Origin of the sequence: Methylovorus menthalis (assembly GCF_020523625.1) — a bacterium.
Taxonomy (GTDB): domain Bacteria; phylum Pseudomonadota; class Gammaproteobacteria; order Burkholderiales; family Methylophilaceae; genus Methylovorus; species Methylovorus menthalis.
In genome coordinates this window covers 105214-126098 of the sequence record NZ_JAJAQH010000005.1, presented here as the reverse complement: position 1 = coordinate 126098, position 20885 = coordinate 105214, and the positions used below count along the sequence as shown (strand labels likewise).

Annotated in this window: 21 protein-coding genes and 1 riboswitch; of the genes, 12 read left to right on the top strand and 9 right to left on the bottom strand. The window is 54.0% G+C overall.

The window, feature by feature from the left end; translation table 11 throughout:
- Positions 1 to 18: 18 nt before the first annotated feature.
- Positions 19 to 102: riboswitch (S-adenosyl-L-homocysteine riboswitch) on the bottom strand.
- 35 nt (positions 103 to 137) lie between these two features.
- Both LG204_RS05180 and metK read right to left on the bottom strand, forming a co-directional pair.
- Positions 138 to 1391 (bottom strand): HD-GYP domain-containing protein, encoded by a 1254-nt coding sequence (locus LG204_RS05180; protein ID WP_230336273.1) that lies wholly within the window; start codon positions 1389 to 1391, stop codon positions 138 to 140.
- A 60-nt stretch (positions 1392 to 1451) separates the two neighbouring features.
- Positions 1452 to 2609: a methionine adenosyltransferase gene (gene metK, locus LG204_RS05175; RefSeq protein ID WP_230336272.1), complete on the bottom strand. Its 1158-nt coding sequence runs from the start codon at positions 2607 to 2609 to the stop codon at positions 1452 to 1454.
- A 109-nt stretch (positions 2610 to 2718) separates the two neighbouring features.
- Here metK and LG204_RS05170 point away from each other — a divergent pair, with 109 nt between their 5' ends.
- The 9 genes from LG204_RS05170 (at position 2719) to ppk1 (ending at position 12213) form a co-directional block, all read left to right on the top strand.
- A complete protein-coding gene (locus LG204_RS05170) occupies positions 2719 to 3582 on the top strand; it encodes a lysophospholipid acyltransferase family protein (protein WP_230336271.1) in 864 nt (287 codons plus the stop codon).
- A gap of 72 nt (positions 3583 to 3654) precedes the next feature.
- Entirely contained in the window at positions 3655 to 4485 is an 831-nt protein-coding gene (gene dapF, locus LG204_RS05165) for a diaminopimelate epimerase (RefSeq protein WP_230336366.1), read from the top strand.
- 49 nt (positions 4486 to 4534) lie between these two features.
- Entirely contained in the window at positions 4535 to 5212 is a 678-nt protein-coding gene (locus LG204_RS05160) for a DUF484 family protein (RefSeq protein WP_230336270.1), read from the top strand.
- 19 nt (positions 5213 to 5231) lie between these two features.
- Positions 5232 to 6110 (top strand): tyrosine recombinase XerC, encoded by an 879-nt coding sequence (gene xerC, locus LG204_RS05155; protein ID WP_230336269.1) that lies wholly within the window; start codon positions 5232 to 5234, stop codon positions 6108 to 6110.
- A gap of 362 nt (positions 6111 to 6472) precedes the next feature.
- On the top strand, positions 6473 to 7057 hold the full coding sequence (locus LG204_RS05150) for a superoxide dismutase (RefSeq protein ID WP_230336268.1): 585 nt from the start codon (positions 6473 to 6475) through the stop codon (positions 7055 to 7057).
- A gap of 119 nt (positions 7058 to 7176) precedes the next feature.
- The gene (locus tag LG204_RS05145; protein WP_230336267.1) at positions 7177 to 7482 is read left to right on the top strand and encodes a hypothetical protein; all 306 of its coding nucleotides are present in this window, start codon (positions 7177 to 7179) and stop codon (positions 7480 to 7482) included.
- Positions 7483 to 7546: 64 nt separating this feature from the next.
- A complete protein-coding gene (locus LG204_RS05140) occupies positions 7547 to 9616 on the top strand; it encodes a TonB-dependent receptor (RefSeq protein ID WP_230336266.1) in 2070 nt (689 codons plus the stop codon).
- A gap of 139 nt (positions 9617 to 9755) precedes the next feature.
- A complete protein-coding gene (locus LG204_RS05135; protein WP_230336265.1) occupies positions 9756 to 10028 on the top strand; it encodes an oxidative damage protection protein in 273 nt (90 codons plus the stop codon).
- Positions 10029 to 10128: 100 nt separating this feature from the next.
- Positions 10129 to 12213, top strand: coding sequence for a polyphosphate kinase 1 (gene ppk1 / locus LG204_RS05130; RefSeq protein ID WP_230336264.1), 2085 nt, complete (start codon positions 10129 to 10131; stop codon positions 12211 to 12213).
- A gap of 129 nt (positions 12214 to 12342) precedes the next feature.
- Here ppk1 and ppx read toward each other — a convergent pair whose 3' ends face one another.
- The 3 genes from ppx to rpiA all read right to left on the bottom strand — a co-directional run bounded on the left by ppx (position 12343) and on the right by rpiA (position 15511).
- Complete coding sequence (gene ppx, locus LG204_RS05125) at positions 12343 to 13833, bottom strand: exopolyphosphatase (RefSeq protein WP_230336263.1); 1491 nt, start codon at positions 13831 to 13833, stop codon at positions 12343 to 12345.
- Positions 13834 to 13965: 132 nt separating this feature from the next.
- The gene (phoU, locus tag LG204_RS05120; protein WP_013440991.1) at positions 13966 to 14673 is read right to left on the bottom strand and encodes a phosphate signaling complex protein PhoU; all 708 of its coding nucleotides are present in this window, start codon (positions 14671 to 14673) and stop codon (positions 13966 to 13968) included.
- Between the two features lie 181 nt (positions 14674 to 14854).
- On the bottom strand, positions 14855 to 15511 hold the full coding sequence (gene rpiA / locus LG204_RS05115) for a ribose-5-phosphate isomerase RpiA (protein WP_230336262.1): 657 nt from the start codon (positions 15509 to 15511) through the stop codon (positions 14855 to 14857).
- Positions 15512 to 15579: 68 nt separating this feature from the next.
- On the opposite strand from rpiA, the gene ilvA reads away from it, so the two are divergent.
- Both ilvA and LG204_RS05105 read left to right on the top strand, forming a co-directional pair.
- Positions 15580 to 17091: a threonine ammonia-lyase, biosynthetic gene (gene ilvA, locus LG204_RS05110; RefSeq protein ID WP_230336261.1), complete on the top strand. Its 1512-nt coding sequence runs from the start codon at positions 15580 to 15582 to the stop codon at positions 17089 to 17091.
- A 238-nt stretch (positions 17092 to 17329) separates the two neighbouring features.
- Positions 17330 to 18403: a cytochrome D1 domain-containing protein gene (locus LG204_RS05105; protein WP_230336260.1), complete on the top strand. Its 1074-nt coding sequence runs from the start codon at positions 17330 to 17332 to the stop codon at positions 18401 to 18403.
- Between the two features lie 105 nt (positions 18404 to 18508).
- Here LG204_RS05105 and LG204_RS05100 read toward each other — a convergent pair whose 3' ends face one another.
- Together LG204_RS05100 and LG204_RS05095 are read right to left on the bottom strand one after the other, a co-directional pair.
- The gene (locus LG204_RS05100) at positions 18509 to 19072 is read right to left on the bottom strand and encodes a pyridoxamine 5'-phosphate oxidase family protein (protein WP_230336259.1); all 564 of its coding nucleotides are present in this window, start codon (positions 19070 to 19072) and stop codon (positions 18509 to 18511) included.
- A 1-nt stretch (position 19073) separates the two neighbouring features.
- A complete protein-coding gene (locus tag LG204_RS05095; RefSeq protein ID WP_230336258.1) occupies positions 19074 to 19535 on the bottom strand; it encodes an EVE domain-containing protein in 462 nt (153 codons plus the stop codon).
- Between the two features lie 138 nt (positions 19536 to 19673).
- On the opposite strand from LG204_RS05095, the gene LG204_RS05090 reads away from it, so the two are divergent.
- Entirely contained in the window at positions 19674 to 20033 is a 360-nt protein-coding gene (locus tag LG204_RS05090) for a DUF2237 family protein (protein WP_230336257.1), read from the top strand.
- 293 nt (positions 20034 to 20326) lie between these two features.
- Here LG204_RS05090 and LG204_RS05085 read toward each other — a convergent pair whose 3' ends face one another.
- Together LG204_RS05085 and LG204_RS05080 are read right to left on the bottom strand one after the other, a co-directional pair.
- Positions 20327 to 20632 carry a cell division protein ZapA gene (locus LG204_RS05085; protein WP_013440984.1) on the bottom strand — a complete coding sequence of 102 codons (306 nt, stop codon included), beginning with the start codon at positions 20630 to 20632 and terminating at the stop codon, positions 20327 to 20329.
- Positions 20629 to 20859, bottom strand: coding sequence for a hypothetical protein (locus LG204_RS05080; protein WP_230336256.1), 231 nt, complete (start codon positions 20857 to 20859; stop codon positions 20629 to 20631). Before LG204_RS05080 ends, LG204_RS05085 begins: the two co-directional genes overlap by 4 nt.
- Positions 20860 to 20885 lie beyond the last annotated feature (26 nt).

The following is a 20885-nucleotide window of genomic DNA, read 5'->3' as shown; positions in this document are numbered from 1 at the left end:
CGTGTCCGGCACGGGTTGGTAAGGTGAGCGCCGTTTACTGCAATGTTCCGAGCCTGGGAAGGCTTCGTCTGGCGAAGCGGTCTTGCAGCGCTCCTCGGAATTCTCGCGATTATACGCGGTATTCGCTAGTTAACAAGTTACTGACTCCATAGCTCGTGGATATCTTCTACGCCCCACAGCAGTGGATCTTCGTGCCCCATGATCTTGTCTTGTGCCGAAGGCTTGGACAAGTCCAACACCTCTACAGGAATACGCGTGCGGGATTTGGTGGAAAAGAACACTTTCACCAGAGGTTTGAGCAGCGAAACCGGATTCTGGTCAACCACAACACCCAGGCGCCCGGACTGCAGCATGACCATGGAGCCTATCGGGTAAATACCCACACTTTTAACAAATGCCTTGAATACCCGGTCATCAAAATGTGTTTTGCTCCACTGCGCCATGCGCTGCAGCGAAACACCCGGCTCCCAGCCCTCTTTATAAGGCCGATTGGAAGTGACGGCATCGTAGACATCACACACCGCACCCATTTTGGCAAAGATGCTTATTCCTTCGCTTGGCAATTTATAGGGATACCCCGTGCCATCCACCTTCTCATGGTGATGCAGACAGACATCCAGAGCGACCTCATCCACACCATTTGATGCCAGCAAAATGTCATGCCCCGCCTTTGGATGGCCACGTACAACATCAAACTCTTCATCCGTCAGCTTTCCTGGCTTGTTAAGTATTTCGAGTGGAATGGCAGACTTGCCGATATCGTGCAGCAAACCGGCAAGGCCCGCCTGTTTGGTTTGCTTGTCATCCATGCCGAGCTGTCTGGACAAGGCGACCATCAAAGCACAGACAGCCACCGAGTGCATATAGGTGTAATCGTCTTTATGCTTGAGCCGCACCAGACTGATGAGTGTCCCTTCATTTCGAGACACAGAAGCAGTAATCTCTTCGACCAATGGCATCGCATCGACCGCGTTAACTGCCTGGCCCATGCGCACTTCATTAAACATCGAGGTAATGGCCTGCTTGGAAGCCTTCAGTAGTTTTTTTGCCTGCGCCCTTTCCTGCTCGGCGCTGATTCGCTTGATAGCAGGTGTCGGCGAAGAGGGCTGGGGTTCCGCACTGGAGGGCAGGCCCTCATCTTCTTTTGGACGAACCAGCGCAGCCTCACCCACCTCACTCGCCTGGACACTCCCGGCCTCGTGCAACACATCCAGCCCTTTGCTGACATCAATGACAAGATCCTTTACCGGACTTGCCTGCAAGGTTTTCAGCATGACGGGGTCTTCAAGCTTGAAAGACTTGCGCCAGAATGGATGGTCGATCCAGGAGCCTCCCAGCTCCTGGATATACATGCCCAGGCGTACCTGGGTAACAGCAATACGCTTTAACATAATGGCTTTCTAAAGATGGCTAGATGTTGAGCGTGTTTATTATTTGTTAATCGTTGAAAATTACACAGCAGCGCGCAAGGCAGCCGCCTTGTCTACAGACTCCCAGCTGAATTCCGGTTCATCGCGACCAAAATGGCCGTAGGCAGCCGTTTTGGCGTAAATCGGCCGCAACAGATCCAGCATCTTCACAATACCCTTGGGGCGCAGATCAAAATGATCCAGCACCAGCTGGGTCAATACTTCATTCGGCACTTTGCCTGTGCCGTAGGTTTCCACCATGACACTGGTCGGACGCGCCACGCCAATAGCGTAGGAAACCTGCACCAGGCAACGCGAAGCAAGGCCCGCCGCCACGATATTCTTGGCCACATAACGACCGGCATAGGCAGCAGAGCGGTCTACCTTGGAAGGATCCTTGCCAGAGAATGCACCGCCGCCATGCGGCGCAGCACCGCCATAGGTATCCACAATAATCTTGCGCCCCGTCAGACCGCAATCACCCTGAGGGCCGCCAATCACAAAGCGACCGGTAGGGTTTACCAGAAACTTGATTTCGCCTTTGATCAGTTCCGCAGGCAAGGTCGGCTTGATGATCTCTTCGATCACGGCTTCACGAATTTCATCCAGCGACTTTTCTGGCGCATGCTGGGTCGAGATCAACACGGTATCAATCTTGTGCGGCTTGCCATCTACGTATTGCACCGTCACCTGGCTTTTGGCATCTGGACGCAGCCAAGGCAAGCGACCATCCTTGCGCAGTTGCGACTGGCGCTCCATCAGGCGGTGTGACAGCCATATCGGCAATGGCATCAACTGCGGAGTTTCATCGCAGGCATAGCCGAACATCAAGCCTTGGTCGCCAGCGCCCTGATCCAGCGGATCATCATTGGCATTGTCGACACCTTGTGCAATATCGGGAGACTGCTTGTCGTAAGCCACCAGCACGGCACAACCTTTATAGTCGATGCCATAGTCGGTATTGTCGTAACCAATGCGCTTGATGGTTTCACGCGCTACCTTGATGTAATCCACATTGGCAGACGTGGAGATTTCGCCAGCCAGCACAACCAGGCCGGTGTTGGTGAGCGTTTCTGCCGCGACACGTGCCGTAGGGTCCTGCTCGAGAATAGCATCCAGGATGCTGTCTGAAATCTGGTCAGCCACTTTATCAGGATGGCCTTCAGATACGGATTCGGAGGTAAAAAGATATTCGCTCATCGCTTCTCGGTTTATATAGTGGATATTTTTTTAAGATTGAAGTCGTCACAGGCTAGACGACAAAAGATTGCTAGAATAGCAAAAATCCCTTTGGTTCAAAAAGAAATACATGCTCAACGTACTACTCCGTTTTCTCGCTGCATGGCCCTTGCCATTGCTGCATCTTGTCGGTGTTGTGGCAGGCTGGATCACCTTCTGGACGGACAAAAAATTCTCGCGTCGCACCCGTAAAAACCTCAAGATGGTCGAACTGACCAGCACTTCTTATCATTTCCGGCATCTGCTGCGCCGGAATATTGCCGAAACCGGCAAATCCATCCTTGAGACCCTGTCCCTCTGGGGGCGTTCTCGCCCCGCGATGCTGCGCTGGGTCAAACGCCAACATGGATGGGAGCATGTTGACCAGGCGCTCGCCAGCGGCAAAGGCATTATTTTTCTCACGCCGCATCTGGGCTGCTATGAAATCACCGCCCGCTTTTATGCCACATTGCATCCCATCACCATCCTGTTCCGCCCATCTCGCCAGTCGTGGCTATCTGGCGTGCTGGAGCAAGGTCGACTGCATGACCAGATGAAGCTAGCACCCACTACCTTAAGCGGCGTACGCAGCCTGCTTAAAGCCCTTAAAAAAGGCGAGGCCGTAGGCATACTTCCCGATCAGGTGCCCGAGCATGGCGAAGGCGTTTGGGCACAGTTTTTCAATCATCCCGCTTACACCATGACACTGGTCAGCAAACTGCAAGAAGCCACCGGTGCCGTTGTACTCATGGCCTTTGGAGAGCGCCTTTCATGGGGACGCGGATTTGCCATTCATATTACCCCCTTGCAAGGCGACGCATCACCCCAACGTATTAACGATGCAATTGAACAACTTGTTCGACAATATCCTGCACAATATTTATGGAGCTATCGGCGCTTCAAGCAACCACAGTCGCGAAAAGCAGAGCCTACCAGCGCAACACCGGCCCCATAATTAGGGGCAAACAGCGACTCTACTTATAATGCAGGTTATTCCCCTGCTTACACTTAGCAACGGCAACCCATGATGAAACTTGAATTTACCAAGATGCAGGGCATCGGCAATGACTTTGTCGTGATTGATGCCTACTCCAGGCCCGTATCCCTCACACCTGATCAAATCCGCGCGATTTCTGACCGGCACTTTGGCGTGGGCTGCGACCAGCTGCTGATCGTCGAACGCTCCACCACGCCTGACGCGGCTTTTCGCTATCGCATCTTCAATGCAGATGGCGGCGAAGTGGAGCAATGCGGCAATGGTGCACGCTGTTTCGTGAAGTTCGTGCATGACCAGGGCCTGACCAAGCAACGCGAGATTTGCGTCGAAACCGCACGCGGTTTGATTTATCCTCGCCTGGAGGAAAATGGCGAAGTCACCGTCAACATGGGGCCACCCAGCTTCTTGCCCGCCGATCTACCCTTTGAAGCCGAGGCAACAGAGTCGCTATATCCCCTGAAGTTGGCACATGAAACCGTTGAAGTGGCCATCGCCTCCATGGGCAACCCGCATGCCGTTCAACTGGTGGCTAATGTAGACACTGCGCCAGTCGCCGAACAAGGGCCACAAATTGAATCTCACCCACGTTTTCCCAAGCGGGTGAATGCCGGATTCATGCAGATTATCGATGTTCATCACATCAGGCTGCGTGTATTTGAACGAGGCAGTGGCGAGACCTTGGCCTGCGGCACCGGGGCTTGCGCCGCTGTCGTATCCGGTATACGGTTAGGGCATCTTGAATCCCCGGTCAGGGTCAGCACTCATGGCGGGGAGTTGAATATCGCATGGGCGGGTGGCGATAGCCCGGTCTGGATGACAGGGCCTGCAGCCACGGTATTTACAGGCGCTATTCATCTATAAATCAGGGGCGGATCTCATCCGCCCTCTCCACCAAGTACAAGGAATTTACATGGAAGTCACGCTGCAAGTTTCAGACGATCAGGTCGCTGAATATCTGCAAAAAAATCCGCAGTTTTTTGAACGCCACCCCATGTTGCTCGCGGATATGTACCTGCCCAGCCCGCATGGCATCGGCACTGTCTCCTTAGCGGAACGTCAACAACTTGCACAACGCGACAAGATTCGAGTACTTGAGTCCCGCATGGCGGAGCTTCTCAGCTATGGCAAGGAAAACGACAACATCAGCGAGAAGGTCCATCGCCTGAGCTTGGGCCTGCTAGCTGCCCAAGAGTTTGACATTCTGCTGCAACTGCTTGTTCATAGCCTGCGCGAAGACTTTCAGGTACCACACGTTGCGGTTCGCCTGTGGGCAACGCCGCAACAACTGACACATGCGGCGCACGATGCCTACCAGCAAGTGGATGCCGAGCTCAGCCAATGGACACAAAACCTACTGACCCCTTATTGCGGCAAACAGCCTGGACTGGATCTTGGCACGTGGTTTGGCGCGGATACGGCACCGCAGTCTTATGCCTTGATTGCCTTGCGTAGCGAACATGCATTTGGTTTGCTGGCATTGGCTTCTGACGATGCCAATCGCTTTTATCCCGAAATGGGCACACTCTTCCTGAAGCGTATCGGCGAGTTGGTCAGTGCCGCCCTGCTACGTCATGTCACGCTCAGCTAGATTGCATAGCTAAACCCAGATGGTCGATTACCTTGCCCAATATCTCGACCATCTGAGCCATGAGCGCCGCTTAAGCCCATTAACGCGCGAAAACTACCAGCGCGATCTGCGGACCTTGCTGGAATTGCATGGCGAGCTTCCCTTGAATGAAATGACCGGGGCGCATGTTCGCCGGTATGTAGCCACCCTCCATGGCCGCAGCCTGGGTGGCAGATCCATTGCCCGCATGCTCTCTGCATGGCGCGGATTTTTCGAGTTTCTTATTCAGCGCCATGGTTTTTCTGCCAATCCATGCCAGGGCATTCGCGCACCAAAATCCCCCAAATCATTACCGCATGCCTTATCACCAGATCAGGCGGTACAACTCGTCTCCATAGACGATGAAGACACCCTGGCCCAGCGTGACCATGCCATGCTGGAGCTGTTTTACTCCTCCGGCCTGCGCCTGGCCGAACTGGTGAACCTGAATCTTGATGCACTGAATCTGGGCGAAGGTACCATCACCGTCACCGGCAAAGGCAACAAAACGCGCATCGTTCCCGTAGGGCAACATGCCATGAATGCCCTGCAAGCCTGGCTTGCCATACGATCAGGGTTACCGGTTCAGGACGCGTCGGCGCTTTTCCTGTCCCGTCTTGGCAAGCGTTTGAGCCGGCGTGCCGTGCAATATCGCCTGCAGCAATGGGCTATCCGGCAAGGCATCAATATTCGCGTGCATCCCCATATGCTCAGGCACAGCTTTGCCAGTCATGTACTGCAATCCAGTGGCGACCTGCGCGCCGTGCAGGAAATGCTGGGGCATGCCAACATCAGTACTACGCAGGTGTATACGCATCTGGATTTTCACCATCTCGCCAAAGTTTACGATTCAGCTCATCCACGTGCCCGCAAGAAGTAAAATTCTGGATTTTGGTTACGACATCACGCCAGCCTTGCTGGCATGAGTCTCCACCGCAACAGGCCGTAGCCTGCCTGTTGTCACCATCTCGCCAAAGTTTACGATTCGGCACACCCACGTGCACGTAAAAAGTAAGGTCTGGATTTTGGCTACGACACCACGTCAGCCCTGCTGACATGAGTCTCCACCGCAACAGGCGGCAAGCTGCTTTTTGTGAATGACATACTGTATGGCAACCATTGTTCAGCTCGCGCTTCGCCATTTTTGAGAATCATTCTCAGCACGAGAATTCTCGAATTCTTATGGCAGAATAAAACTCTAAGCTTCGTCACACCTCCCTCATTTATTCAAAGGAATTCTCAATGGAACATCAATTACCTGCTTTACCTTATGCCAAAAACGCGCTTGCTCCATACATTTCTGAAGAAACCCTTGAGTTTCACTACGGCAAGCATCACCAAGCCTATGTCACCAACCTGAACAACCTGATCAAAGGTACTGAATTCGAAAACAGCAGCCTGGAAGACATCATCAAGAATTCCAAAGCCGGTATCTACAACAACTCCGCGCAAATCTGGAACCACACCTTCTTCTGGAGCAGCATGAAGCCAAATGGCGGGGGCGCTCCTACAGGCCCACTGGCTGATGCCATCAATGCAAAATGGGGCTCATTTGACGAGTTCAAAAAAGCTTTCCAGGCTTCTGCTGTTGGCAATTTCGGCTCCGGCTGGACCTGGCTGGTCAAGAAGGCTGACGGTAGCGTGGATATCGTCAACATGGGCGCTGCTGGCACCCCACTGACTACTGGCGACAAAGCGCTGCTGACCATCGACGTATGGGAACATGCTTACTACATCGATTACCGCAATGCGCGTCCCAAGTTCGTTGAGACCTTCCTGGCTTCTCTTGCAAACTGGGATTTTGCGTCAGCAAACTTCGCAGCTTAAGGACTTAAGCTAGCAGAGAAAAAGGCCGCAATAGCGGCCTTTTGTTTTTTGGCTGTCATAAATGTATGGCATTCTTGGCGCCTATCCGTACAGTGTAAATTTCTGCTAAACTTGCAACTATGTTGCGTCGCATATTTCTCACGGTTTCGCTCGTTTTCCTGTTTGCCTTTGGCCAACAGAGCGCCGCCGTGCACGAAATATCCCACTACACGGATATCCTGTCGCAGAAGCAGGACGCCTCTCCTCACGGCGGGTTCTGTGACAAATGCTTGAGTTTTGGCGAGCTTGCAGCAGGCCTTCAGCCTACCATCCATGCCATCCCCGTAGTGCCATTTTCGCAATCAGCCTGGCGCGACCAAAGCACCCCGTTCCATCCTGCATTTTCCAGCCACTTCTCTGCTCGCGCCCCGCCCTCCATCGCATAACCATTGTTCGCTGTGCCGGTTAATTTCCGACACTCATCTCATGTTATGCAATTGAGGTTTACCCATGCTGCCGATCTCCCCTGCCGCGCGCCCTGACGCACGCAAAAAACTATTCATGGCTATCGCCCTGGCGTTTAGTCCTGCCTTGTCTGCAACCCACGCCCATGCCGCAGATGACACCACAAAATCTTCCACTACTCTGCAATTAGCGCCCGTCGCCGTTACGGCCAATCCCTTGGGCGTGGATTCCGATGCCCTGGTAACGCCAGTCTCCGTGCTGAGCGGCCGCGAATTATCCCTTCAACGGGAAAGTACACTGGGTGAAACCTTGAAATCCATCCCGGGCGTCAGCTCAAGTTACTTTGGGCCGAATGCTTCGCGTCCCGTGATACGCGGCCTGGACAATGACCGCGTTCGTATCATGCAAAACGGGGTCGGTATTCTGGATGCCTCAGCATTGAGTCCAGACCACGCCGTGGCATTAGATCCCTTAGTCATTGAGCAAATCGATGTGGTACGCGGCCCGGCAGCATTGCTGTATGGCGGTAGCGCCGTTGGTGGCGTGGTAAATGCCATTGATCACCGCATCCCTAAAGAAGCGATTGATGGCGTGACGGGGCGTGGCGAAGTCCGCCTCGGCGGCGCTGATAACCAGAAAAGCGGTGCCGCGGTCATTGATGCGGGCAATGGCGTTCTGACATTGCACGCCGATGCCTACGAACGCAAAACCGATGATCTGGATATCCCCGGCTATGCCGTCTCACGTCGCAAAAGCGAGGCCGATGGCACAGCGCGCGAAGACAGTGGTCGTCTGGTCAACAGCGGCGCACGCTCGGATGGCGGTGCATTGGGCGCTTCGGTCAATTTCGGTAATGGCTATGCCGGGCTTTCGTTCTCCGACTACAACAGCAATTACGGCACGGTGGCTGAAAAAGACGTCCGTATTGACATGGATAGCCAGCGCTGGGATTTCGCTTCCGAATTCCGCGATCTCGGCAATATCGTGCAGGCGGTCAAGGTGAAGATGGCGCATACCGATTACCAGCACCAGGAAATCGAAGATGGCGCAGTAGGTACGACCTTCCGTAACCGTGGTCTGGAAACCGCGATTGAAGCGCGTCACGGCAACATCGGTCCGCTGTCTGGCGTGGTGGGTCTGCAACTGCAAAACTCCCGCTTCCAGGCCTTGGGCGAAGAAGCCTTCATTCCCAAAAACAGCACCGATAGCAAAGCCTTGTATGTATACGAGGAGCTGCCACTGGATGCATTGAAATTAAGCCTGGGCGGCCGCGCTGAGCAAGTGGATGTGGATTCAAACGGCGGCGGAAAATTTGGCCCGGCAGTTTCGCGTGATTTTGCACCGCGCAGCGCCGCATTTGGCGCCTTGTACACCCTGACACCCACATGGTCGCTGGTGGGCAACCTCTCGCATAACGAACGCGCCCCCAGCTACAACGAGCTGTATGCCAACGGTGCTCACGTCGCCACCGCACAATACGAAATCGGTAACAGCAATCTGGATGTGGAACGCTCGAATGGCGTGGATACCCAATTGCGCTGGAAAGAGGGCAAAAACAGTTTCAGCGTGGGCGCCTTCTACACCCGCTTCAACAATTTCATCACGCTCAACAATACCGGGCGGCAAGTGGATGAAGATGGTGTGGTAGGCGGTGATCTTACCGAGGCACAAATTCTGCAAGTGCCCGCCATTTTCAAGGGCCTGGAAGGCGAAGGCAAATTCCGCGTATACGAAGGCACGGGCGACCTTGACCTGACCTTGCGTGGTGACTATGTGCGCGCCACCAATCGCGATACCGGTGAACCATTGCCACGCATTGCACCGCTCAAGCTGGGCTTCGGCTTTTTGTATCAACTCGATCGCTTTGGCTCCAAGCTGGATGTGCTACATGCGTTCAAGCAAGACCGCACGGCAGATGCTGAACTGGCCACCAATGGCTACACCCAGGTCAACCTGACAGCGACCTACCGTATTCCTTCGCAGTTTTATCTGGAAGCCTTTGCCAAGGCCTACAACTTGTTGAACGAAGAGATTCGTGACCACACCTCCTACCTGAAGGACATTGCCCCCATGGGCGGCCGCTCCATCATGGTCGGCTTGCGCGGCGCGTTCTAGCCGCACCGGGCGTGGGGCTGCATATGCTCCACGCCTTCTCTTTCCATACATCCAGCGTTTTACCAGGCCCAAGCAGAGCTACCCCCGGCATACCCCATGCGTTATCATGTCGTTTTGGCTTTTGCGAGATAGAACACTTATGGCACGGACTGTACATTGCGTTAAATTGGGACATGACGCGGAAGGCCTGGATTTCCCCCCTTACCCTGGCGAGCTCGGTAAACGTATTTATGAAAACGTATCCAAAGAAGCTTGGGCAGGTTGGCTGAAGCAGCAAACAATGCTGGTGAATGAAAACCGCCTGAGCCTGGCTGATCCTCAGGCGCGCAAGTATCTTTCACAGCAAACCGAAGCCTACTTTTTCGGTGGTGGAGCAGATACCGCTTCTGGCTATGTGCCGCCAAAAGATTAATTAATAACGCCCCTCATCGAGTGATGACCCATGTGCTTCGCAAAACCTTCACATGAGTCATCCTTTTGTCATATTGCATCAGTAGAGTGAGGTTTTAATTTTGTTCCCACTCAAATTGAGCCCAGAATACTTTGTAAATCGCGAACTCGGCATACTTGCCTTTAACCGCCGCGTGCTGGCCCAAGCCGAAGATGAACGTGTCCCTTTGCTTGAGCGCCTCAAATTCCTTTGTATTTTCAGCAGCAACATGGACGAATTCTTTGAAGTCCGCGTGGCCGGTCTCAAGGAACAGATCAAATACAACTCGCTGCATGTAGGCCCGGATGGCCTGATGCCCAAGCAGGCATTTGAAAAAATCAGCAGCGAATCGCATGAACTGGTTGATCACCAGTACAACATCCTGAATAACATCGTGCTGCCACAATTGGCCCAGCTGGATATCCGCTTTCTGCGCCGTGGGCACTGGAACGATACACAGCGTGAATGGATACGCAATTATTTCTTCCGCGAGCTGATGCCGATCCTTACGCCGATCGGGCTGGATCCGTCGCACCCGTTTCCGCGCGTACTCAACAAGAGCCTTAACTTTGCGGTAGAACTGGAAGGCAAAGATGCCTTTGGCCGTAACTCAGGCGTTGCCGTGGTACAAGCGCCGCGCGCCCTGCCGCGGGTGATCCGCCTGCCTAGCGACATTGCCGGTTGCGAATACGGCTTTGTCTTCCTGTCCTCCATCTTGCATGCGCATGTTGATGAGTTGTTCTCCGGCATGCAGGTCAAAGGCTGCTACCAGTTCCGCGTAACGCGCGATAGCGACCTCAACCTGGACGACGAAGAAACCAAGGACTTGCGCATTGCGCTGCAAGGCGAGCTTTCGCATCGTCAGTATGGCGATGCCGTCCGCCTCGAAGTCGCCGACAGCTGCCCACCGGCCATGTCTTCCTTTCTGTTGGGCCAGTTTGGCCTGGGGCCAGAAGACCTGTATCAGGTAAATGGCCTCGTCAATCTGGTGCGATTGATGCAAGTGCCAGACTGGGTGGACCGCCCAGAGCTGAAGTTTGCCCGCTACACCCCCAGCGCACCCAAAGAGTTCGCTAAGGAAGCCGACATATTTAAGGTGATCCGCAAGGGCGACGTGCTGCTGCACCACCCTTTCCAGTCGTTCAACCCAGTCATCGAGTTCATCAAGCAGGCCTCAGAAGACCCCACTGTACTTGCGATCAAGCAGACCTTTTACCGCACCAGTGCTGATTCAACCCTGATGCAATCGCTGATTGAGGCGGCCCGGCGCGGCAAGGAAGTCACCGTCGTGGTGGAACTGCTGGCGCGTTTCGACGAAGAGGCCAACATCAACTGGGCTGCCAAACTGGAAAACGCTGGTGCGCATGTGATCTATGGCGTGGTTGGCCACAAGACGCACGCCAAGATGGCCATGGTAGTCCGCCGCGAGGACGACAAGCTGCGTCGCTATGTGCACTTGTCGACTGGCAATTACCACCAGCGCACCGCCCGTTTGTATACCGATTTTGGCCTGCTGACCTGCCAGGAAGAAATCTGCGAAGACGTGAATGATGTGTTTGCCCAACTGACAGGATTAGGCAAGGCCAGCAAGCTGCGCCACCTGTGGCAATCGCCATTCACCCTGCATCAGCGGCTGATCAAAGCCATCCAGAACGAAACCGAGATCGCAAAATCCGGCAAGAAGGCCCGCATTATCGCCAAGATGAATGCCTTGCTGGATTCGGACATCATCCGCGCGTTGTATGACGCCTCGGCAGCTGGCGTGGAAATTGACCTGATCGTACGCGGCGTTTGCGCGCTGAAACCGGGCATCCCCGGTGTATCCGACAATATCCGCGTGCGCTCGATTGTCGGGCGCTTTCTGGAACACACCCGCATTTTCTACTTCTACAATAACCGGGCTGAGGATCTGTACCTCGCCAGTGCCGACTGGATGTACCGCAACTTCTTCCGCCGGATTGAAGTATGCCTGCCGATACTGGACGCCAAGGTGAAAAAACGCGTCATTCGAGAAGGCCTGGAGCCTTATCTGAAAGACAATATGAACGCCTGGGAAATGCTGCCAGACGGCACATACAAGCTGCGTCCGGCACGCCGCGGAACTGCGTTCAGCGCGCAAAACTTCCTGATCCAGGAGTTGGGGCAGGATCTGCCTCCGGAGATTTAAAGCAATATGCCCGGCAAGGAATTACCTTGCCGGGCATATTGAATTTCCTCAGCTTAAGCTCAAGGCGCTGCGCTCAAAGCAGCCCAATCTTGCAAGCTTAAACGCCAAGTCAAGCCAGTCGACTGCTCATCACACCAGAGTCAGGCTAATACCAATCTCGCGCCAGTAATCCACCTCGTTGCGCAATTCGGCATCCGTGAGCGGATTTTCACTCAGCCAGCCAGGCTCTACCGACAATTCAAACCGTTGGCCGTGACCTTTCAACCCCAGCTTGGGTTGCCTGTCGCTCAGACGACTGCGATGGAACAGCACCGCCAGGCGCAAAATCAGCACCAGCAGGCAATGGTCATCCGACAACATGGGCACCGCCAGCTTGGCGAGCGACCGGCGTTGCGCCCGCACCAGAAAGCCCAGTGTTTCCTGGTCCATTTTGGAAAAGCCCGGCATATCCGCATTCTCAATCACATACGCCGAATGCTTGTGATAGCCGCTATGCGCGATGGAAATGCCAATCTCGTGCAACTTGGCAGCCCAGGTCAGATAGTTTTCTGCCTTGCCCACTTCCATACGCAACTGGTCATTCACCTGCGCCAGCAAATCCAGCGCCAGTTTGTGCACGCGCTTGGCCTGGGCGGCATCCACATGGTAACGCCGCATGAAGCTGCTCACCGTCGCTTCCCGCGTGTCATGATGGTGTATGCGCCCTAGCAGCTCATACAGCACGCCTTCGCGAAGCGCAGTGTCTGCTGTCGTCATCTGGTCTATGTTCAGGGCCTCAAAGGCGGCCAGCATGATGGAAAGGCCGCCCGGCAATACGGCGGCGCGATCGGCACTGACTCCCGCCAGCTCGATTTTCTTGATATCGCGCGCCTTGATCAGCTGCTGTCGAATAAAACGCAATCCCTCATAGGTGATGCTGCCATCGCTCAAGCCATTCAGGCGAATAATTTCACCCAAGGAGCGCGCCGTGCCAGATGAGCCCACTGCTTCCTGCCAGTTGGATGAAGAGAAGTTTTTGCGGATTGCCTGAATTTCAGTCGCGGCAGCGATGCGAGCCTGTTCAAAGCTATCTTCAGTCAGGCGGCCCTCCGGGAAAAACCGCAAGCTGTAACTGACACAGCCCATATAGAGGCTTTCCATCTGGATAGGCTCAACACCTTCGCCCACAATAAACTCAGTGGAACCGCCGCCAATATCAATCACCAGCCGCTTGTGCTCACACAGCGGCAGGCAATGGCTGACGCCCACAAAAATCATGCGCGCCTCTTCGCGCCCGGCGATGATTTCAATCGGGAACCCTAACGCCGCTTCGGCTTCTTTCAGCAACTGTGGTGCATTTTTGGCAACACGAAAGGTATTGGTCGCCACGGCCCTGACGGCATGCGGAGGCAAACCACGCAGGCGCTCGCCAAATCGCTTCAGGCATTCAATCGCGCGACGCTGCGCATCTTCATCCAGGCGCTTGTCTTTACCCAAGCCCGCACCCAAGCGCACCGCTTCACGCAGGGAGTCATGAAAAATAAGATGGCCATCGACCACTTTGGCCAATTGCAGACGGAAACTGTTGGAGCCTAGATCTACTGCGGCAATTTCAGTAGGTGCCGGTATTTGTGTAGCCAAAACAACCTTTGGGAATATGAGGTGATGAATTCTTAGTATAAATCCTGAAATGCCCGATTGGCGCACCTCAAGACAAAAACCCCGTCTTCCGGTGATCTGGAGAGACGGGGTTTGCTGTGCAGGCTCCCGGAATCAGGACTGCAGGGTTTCGCGTTCCATTTCTTCCATGCTGGTATGGCGCACATCCTTGCCCTTGACCATGTACACCACATATTCAGCGATGTTCTTGGCATGGTCACCGATACGCTCCACAGCCTTGGCCACGAACAGCACTTCCAGTGACATGGAGATGGTACGGGGATCTTCCAGCATGAAGGTGATCAGCTGACGCATGGCGGCACGGAATTGCTCATCCACTTGTTCATCCTGACGAGCTACATCCACGGTCTTGCTGACATCCAGACGGGCAAACGCATCCAGCGAAGTGCGCAGCATTTCACGCACCAGACCCACCATGGTTTTGATTTCAGCAAAACGTGGCGTGTACATGCGGTCGGACTCGTAGATTTTCTGGGCAACGCGGGCAATCTTGGTTGCCTCGTCACCAATACGCTCGAGATCGGTAATGGTTTTGACCATCATCATGATCATGCGCAAATCGCCGGCAGCGGGCTGGCGACGGGCAATGATATGACTGCAGTCTTCATCCACCTGGACTTCGAGGCCATTGACGCGGTGATCATTGGCAATGACGCTTTCGGCAAGACTGGCATTGGCGTTTACCAGTGCATCCAGCGCATTGACGATCTGCTGCTCAACCAGGCCACCCATTTGGAGCACTTTGGCGCGGACGGCTTCCAGTTCGGCATCGTATTGCTTGAAAGTATGTTCAAATTGCATAGCGCAGATCCTTTATTCAGTATGTAGAGCGCAGGTCAGTCATCAAGTGAGCGCTGTAGTGTAATCAGCGAATGTGACAGTTTGATGTCTGCCCGCACAACCCCAACCGCTTCTTCTTCCCGATTTATCGGCCTGAGTGATCCGGATTACAAAACCAGATCAGCTCATCAGCGGCCGATAATTAGCGCTTGTAAGTCTTTACGCCTTCCGGAGTCGCCAGCAGCAATACATCTGCTGGACGCGCGGCAAACAGGCCATTGGTAACGACACCCACGATCTGGTTGATCTTGGCTTCCATCTCAACCGGATTGAGGATCTCAAGACCATGTACATCCAGAATCAGGTTGCCGTTATCGGTCGTAAAGTCACGCAGCTTGGGTTGCCCACCCAGTTTGGTCAATTCGCGTGCCACATGGCTGCGGGCCATAGGTAACACTTCGACTGGCAGCGGGAACTTGCCGAGCACGGGCACGTACTTGCTGGCATCACAGATACAAATGAAGGTCTTGGCACAGGCTGCAACGATTTTTTCGCGGGTCAACGCGCCGCCGCCGCCTTTCAGCATGTGCATGTGCTCGGTGATTTCATCGGCGCCATCCACATAGATTTCCATGCCATCGACGCTGTTGAGGTCAAATACCTCAATACCATGTGCACGCAAACGCTGTGCAGTGGCTTCAGAACTCGCAACAGCGCCATCAATCTTGCTTTTGACCTTGGCCAATTCGTCGATAAAAAAGTTGGCAGTAGAACCGGTGCCTACCCCAATAATGCCGCCCTTAACGTATTCAACCGCGGCCTTCGCTACTTGTTGTTTCAATTCGTCTTGTGTTGCCATTTTACTTTTACCTACCTGTTTTCTTTATAATCACGTCCAAACTTGAATCATACACGCCCGGCCCCCTAATGAAAAACGACTACCTGGAAAAAATTCGCTCTGCGCGCGTCTATGACGTTGCCAGCAAAACCGCACTGGAATTGCAGCCCAATCTTTCTGCCAGAATTGGCAACCGGGTTTTGCTCAAGCGCGAGGACATGCAGCCGGTTTTTTCCTTCAAGCTGCGTGGTGCCTATAACAAAATGGCACATCTCAGCGCTGATGCGCTGCAGCGTGGTGTCATCACCGCCTCTGCAGGTAACCATGCCCAAGGGGTCGCACTCGCCGCGCAAAAGCTGAATTGCCGTGCCGTGATCGTGATGCCCACCACCACGCCCATGATCAAGATCAATGCGGTCAAAAATCGCGGCGCTGAAGTCGTGCTGCAAGGCGACTCCTACTCGGACGCCTATGCCTACGCGCTCAAGCTGGAGCAGGAGCAAGGCCTGACCTTTGTTCATCCTTTCGATGACCCCTATGTCATTGCAGGTCAAGGTACCATTGCCATGGAAATTCTGGATGCGCATCCCGAACCCATCGAGGCTATTTTCTGCTGCGTAGGCGGTGGCGGCCTGATTGCCGGCATTGCCGCCTATGTCAAACAGGTGCGCCCGGAGATCAAGATCATTGGCGTAGAGGCAAGCGATGCCAACGCCATGCAGCTTTCGCTGGATCAAGGCCAGCGTGTGATGCTGGATCAGGTCGGGCTGTTTGCCGATGGTGCCGCCGTCAAGCAGGTCGGCGAAGAAACCTTCCGCCTGGCGCGTGAGTATGTGGATGAAATGATCCTGGTCGATAACGACGCCATTTGCGCGGCCATCAAGGATGTGTTTGAAGACACACGCTCGATCCTGGAACCTGCCGGTGCACTCGCAACAGCCGGGCTTAAGGAATACGCCAAACGCAACCAACTGCATGGCAAAACGCTGATTGGCATTGCCTCTGGTGCCAATATCAATTTTGACCGCTTGCGATTTGTCGCCGAGCGTGCCGAAATCGGCGAAAAACGCGAAGCAGTGCTGGCCGTGACGATTCCGGAAAAGCCGGGTTCGTTCAAAACCTTCTGCCGCCTGCTGGGTGGCCGCAGCATTACCGAATTCAATTATCGCTATTCTGATCCGCTGGCGGCGCATATCTATGTCGGCATCGCCATTCAGGATCCCGCCGAGTCGCGTGCGCTGGTCGAGATGCTACAGGCGCATGGCCTGGCCACGCTGGATCTGACGGATAATGAAGTAGCCAAGCTGCATCTTCGCCATCTGGTGGGCGGCCATGCCCCGCAAGCCGAGCATGAATGTGTGTTCCGTTTCGAATTCCCCGAAAAACCCGGTGCGTTGACGAATTTCCTCGACACCATGGGGCATAACTGGAACATCAGCCTGTTTCACTACCGCAACCACGGCGCAGACTTCGGCCGCGTGCTGGTCGGCATGCAAGTACCGCCTGAAGATCAGCAGGCATTCGCGGACTTCTTGCAAAACCTGGGGTATCCGCACTGGAACGAAAGCCACAACCCTGCCTACGAATTATTTTTAGGCTAGGTCGCTGGCTGTATGCAACCAAAGTGGTGGTTGCATACAGCCAGACCGGCATCCGCATAACTCCCAAGCCATTGAAATAGATAAATTTTATTTTTCAGCATGAATATTGCATGCGCTTCAACATCGCCGTGCAAGCGACTAAATCGGGCTGCACGGCAATGAACCTATGCAAAATGACGTTGCCTACAACAGATCATAAAAAGCACGTCAACAACCACGTAAGAAGGAGAGAGTCAGCATGAAATCTACCCCCCTCATCATGAGGTTTAGCGCCACCTTGATCCTGGCAGCCAGCGGCTTGCTGGCGAGCCATGCGGCAATGGCGGACAAAGGTATCGCGTATGTGACCAATCAGGATGCCGGTGTCAGCGTGATCAATCTGGATACCCTGGAAACCAGCAGAACCATCGACATCCAAGGCAAGGCCCCCCGCGGTTTGGGCGTAACCGCCGACGGCAAATTGCTGATCACGGCCAACAAGGAAAACGGCAATATCTCCGTGATTGATACCGCCACCAGCAAGCTGGTGCAGCACATTGAAATCGGCAAGAATCCCGAATTTGTACGTATCAAGGGCGACTTTGCATTTGTCTCGTTTGAGCCCAGTTCCAAAGGCGGCCCACCACCCAAGCCAGGTGAACCTGCAGCCAAGGAAGATGATGACGATGATGACGAACCCGCACGCATTGCCATCATTGATCTGAAGCAAGGCAAGAAAATCCGCGAGATCGTCGGCGGCCCGGAAACCGAAGGCATCGAATTCTCCAAGGATGGCAAAAAGCTGATCATCACCAACGAAGCTGACAACACGATTACCGTGCATAACATTGCCACGGGCAAGCTGCTAAAAACCGTCAAGACCAAGCAATACGGCGAGCGCCCACGCGGCATCAAAATCTCGCCGGACGGCAAAACCTATGTCGCCACACTGGAGTTCGGCAACAAGTTTGTCGTGCTGAATGACAAGTTCAAGGTGTTAAAGACCGTGGATACCGGCAAGGGCCCATACGGCATCGCCTATGACCGCGATGGCAAGCACATCTATGTCGCCACCTCCAAGGAAAAAGCTCTGGAAGTCTACGATGCCAAGACCTACAGCAAGGTGAAGTCTGTTACCACGGGTGATCGTTGCTGGCACTTCAGCTTCACACCCGATGACAAGCAGATTCTGCTGGCATGCGGCAAATCCAACGAAGTGGTCGTGTTTGATGCGACGACGCTGGATGTCGTCAAACGCGTGACTGACAAGGATATGCCTTGGGGCCTGGTCACTTACCCTAAATCCATGGGTAGCCTGGATCAGCCTAATTAATGCATCAGTGAATTAATTCAGCGCCTATCAACAAAAAAGCCCGCACTTGCGGGCTTTTTTGTATCGCGCATTGGCACATCACTCTGTGCATGCCGATGAAACTGGCTAAACCGTATCAAACAGGTCCGGACCAAAAATCCCGGTTGGCTTGCCATCCAGACTACGCTGATTCTTGTCCTGCCAGTAGCGACGCATGCCAGCCTCCCCCTGTTTCTCCGCCCATTGGGTAAGCTGCGTGCGCTGTCCCTGATAACTGAGCAGCGGCACTGCCATGCCACATGAAGTCTGTACCAGATCGACTTTCAATATAAAAATCTGCCGCGCTCCTGGCAATTGCTCAAAGCGTGCGGCCCACTCGCTCCAGGCCCGATCATGCGGATGCACCACTTGCGCTTGCCCATACAGACGCAAAATCAGCGGCTTGCCTTCAAACGCACAAAACATCAGGGTCATGCGCGGGTTTTCCAGCAGATGCGCAGCCGTTTCATTCCCGCTGCCCGTCACATTCAGCCAGGCAACGGTGTTGGCATCCAGCACGCGCAATGAATCCAAGCCCTTGGGCGAGAGGTTAACCCGGCCTTCGGCAGCCGCCGTCGCCACAAAAAACATGGGCTGCTGCCAGATGAACTCCATATGCTCCTGGCCAAGTGCATCGAACTGCTTGCTCATACTAGGCTTCCAGAAGCTTCACGATGACATTCCATTCACGCGGGTCTACCGGGGTAATGGAGAGACGATTGCCACGCTGCAGAATGCGCAGGCTTTCCAGCTCAGGGGTTTCGCGCATTTCCTTCAGGCTTAGCAAGCGGGTTTTACGCACCAGCTTGACGTCCACATTAAACCATCGGGGATTTTCCGGCGTCGCCTTGGGGTCATAATATTTATGCCCCTCCACAAATTGCAAACGGTCAGGATAGGCCAGCTTGCTCACCTCGGCGATGCCGACAATGCCGGGCTCGGCACAATTGGAATGGTAAAACAGCACGCCATCACCAACCTTCATCTGATCGCGCATGAAATTGCGTGCCTGATAGTTGCGGACACCATACCAGTCCACGGTTTGATTGGGAAACCCCGCGAGATCATCAATCGACACATCACCAGGTTCAGACTTCATTAACCAATATCGCATTTTTCTTCTCTATGACGTTCAGTTTTACGTATGATAATCCAACTCAATGGCGTAACGTCAAAGCCCAGCCAGCTTCTCGGTTTTGCACCTCAAGATCGAGGAGCATACTCACTCAAGCACTGATACAGGAACTGCACCATGGCAAAAAACGTGTTAGGCACCCCACTGCAATCATGCAGCACCCAACCATTGACCGGCTTCACCCGTAACGGCTGCTGCGAAACCGGCCCCGAAGACACAGGCAGCCATACGGTCTGCGCGCAAGTCACCGAAGAGTTTCTGGTGTTCTCCCAATCCCGGGGAAACGATCTCAGCACACCACGTCCCGAATATGGCTTTGAGGGATTGAAGCCCGGCGATCGCTGGTGTTTATGTGCGGCCCGCTGGCATGAGGCAGCAGAAGCGGGGTTTGCCCCACCCGTGATTCTGGAAGCCACGCACGAACGTGCGCTGGAGATTGTAAGCCTGGGCGATTTGAAATATCACGAACTGCGATAACCCCAAATCAGCAGGGCATAGTCATAAAAAAAGCACGCGGTTCCAATGGAATCGCGTGCTTTTTGCAATGTGGGAGTTCCCCGCAAGCATCACCCAGGCCAGCATCCTGAACCAAAAGGTTCAAGTGGTAACAGCGTGGAACACATCAGGTACACCCACATTAGGAGCGCGCTCAACAGTGAATCAACACACCGAAACCGATGCCAAAGACTAGTTCAAGGAATTTATGACCTAAACAATACCGCAGGGAACAAACTGGCGCCATGACAGACATGGCAAAAGAAAAAATTCGATCAGAACAACTTGTTTTGCTCGGCGATAGCCTCGTCAATCTGTTCCTGCATGGACATCATTCTACGCTTCAAATCCCCGATGTCAAAGCCGCCGCTACGGGTGGTCAAAAGCTCATGCGCCATGTTGAGGGCTGCCATCACTGCAATGCGCTCAATGCCAATTACCTTGCCGGTATCGCGAATTTCGCGCATCTTGCGATCCAGATAGGTGACTGCCGAAATCAGGCCTTCACGCTCATCATCCGTACAGGAAACCTTGAACTCCCGGCCCATGATGTTGACATCAACTGCACGCACTTCGCTCATAGGCTACCTTCTGGCAATTGGCTTAGCAGAGCCTCGATCCGGCTGCCAGCCTTAGACATTTGCTCTTTCAAAAGCCGCGACTCGTCACGGCTTTGGGCAAGCTCCTGACGCAATTGCAGATTCTCCGAACGCACGGCATGGTAAAGCTTCACCAGCTCACCTACCTTGTCTTCGAGGGCTTTCAGATCGGATTCCATATCGGCACTATAATTGTAAAAAGCTTGCATGGTCAACTGCTAACGAGCAATTTTGA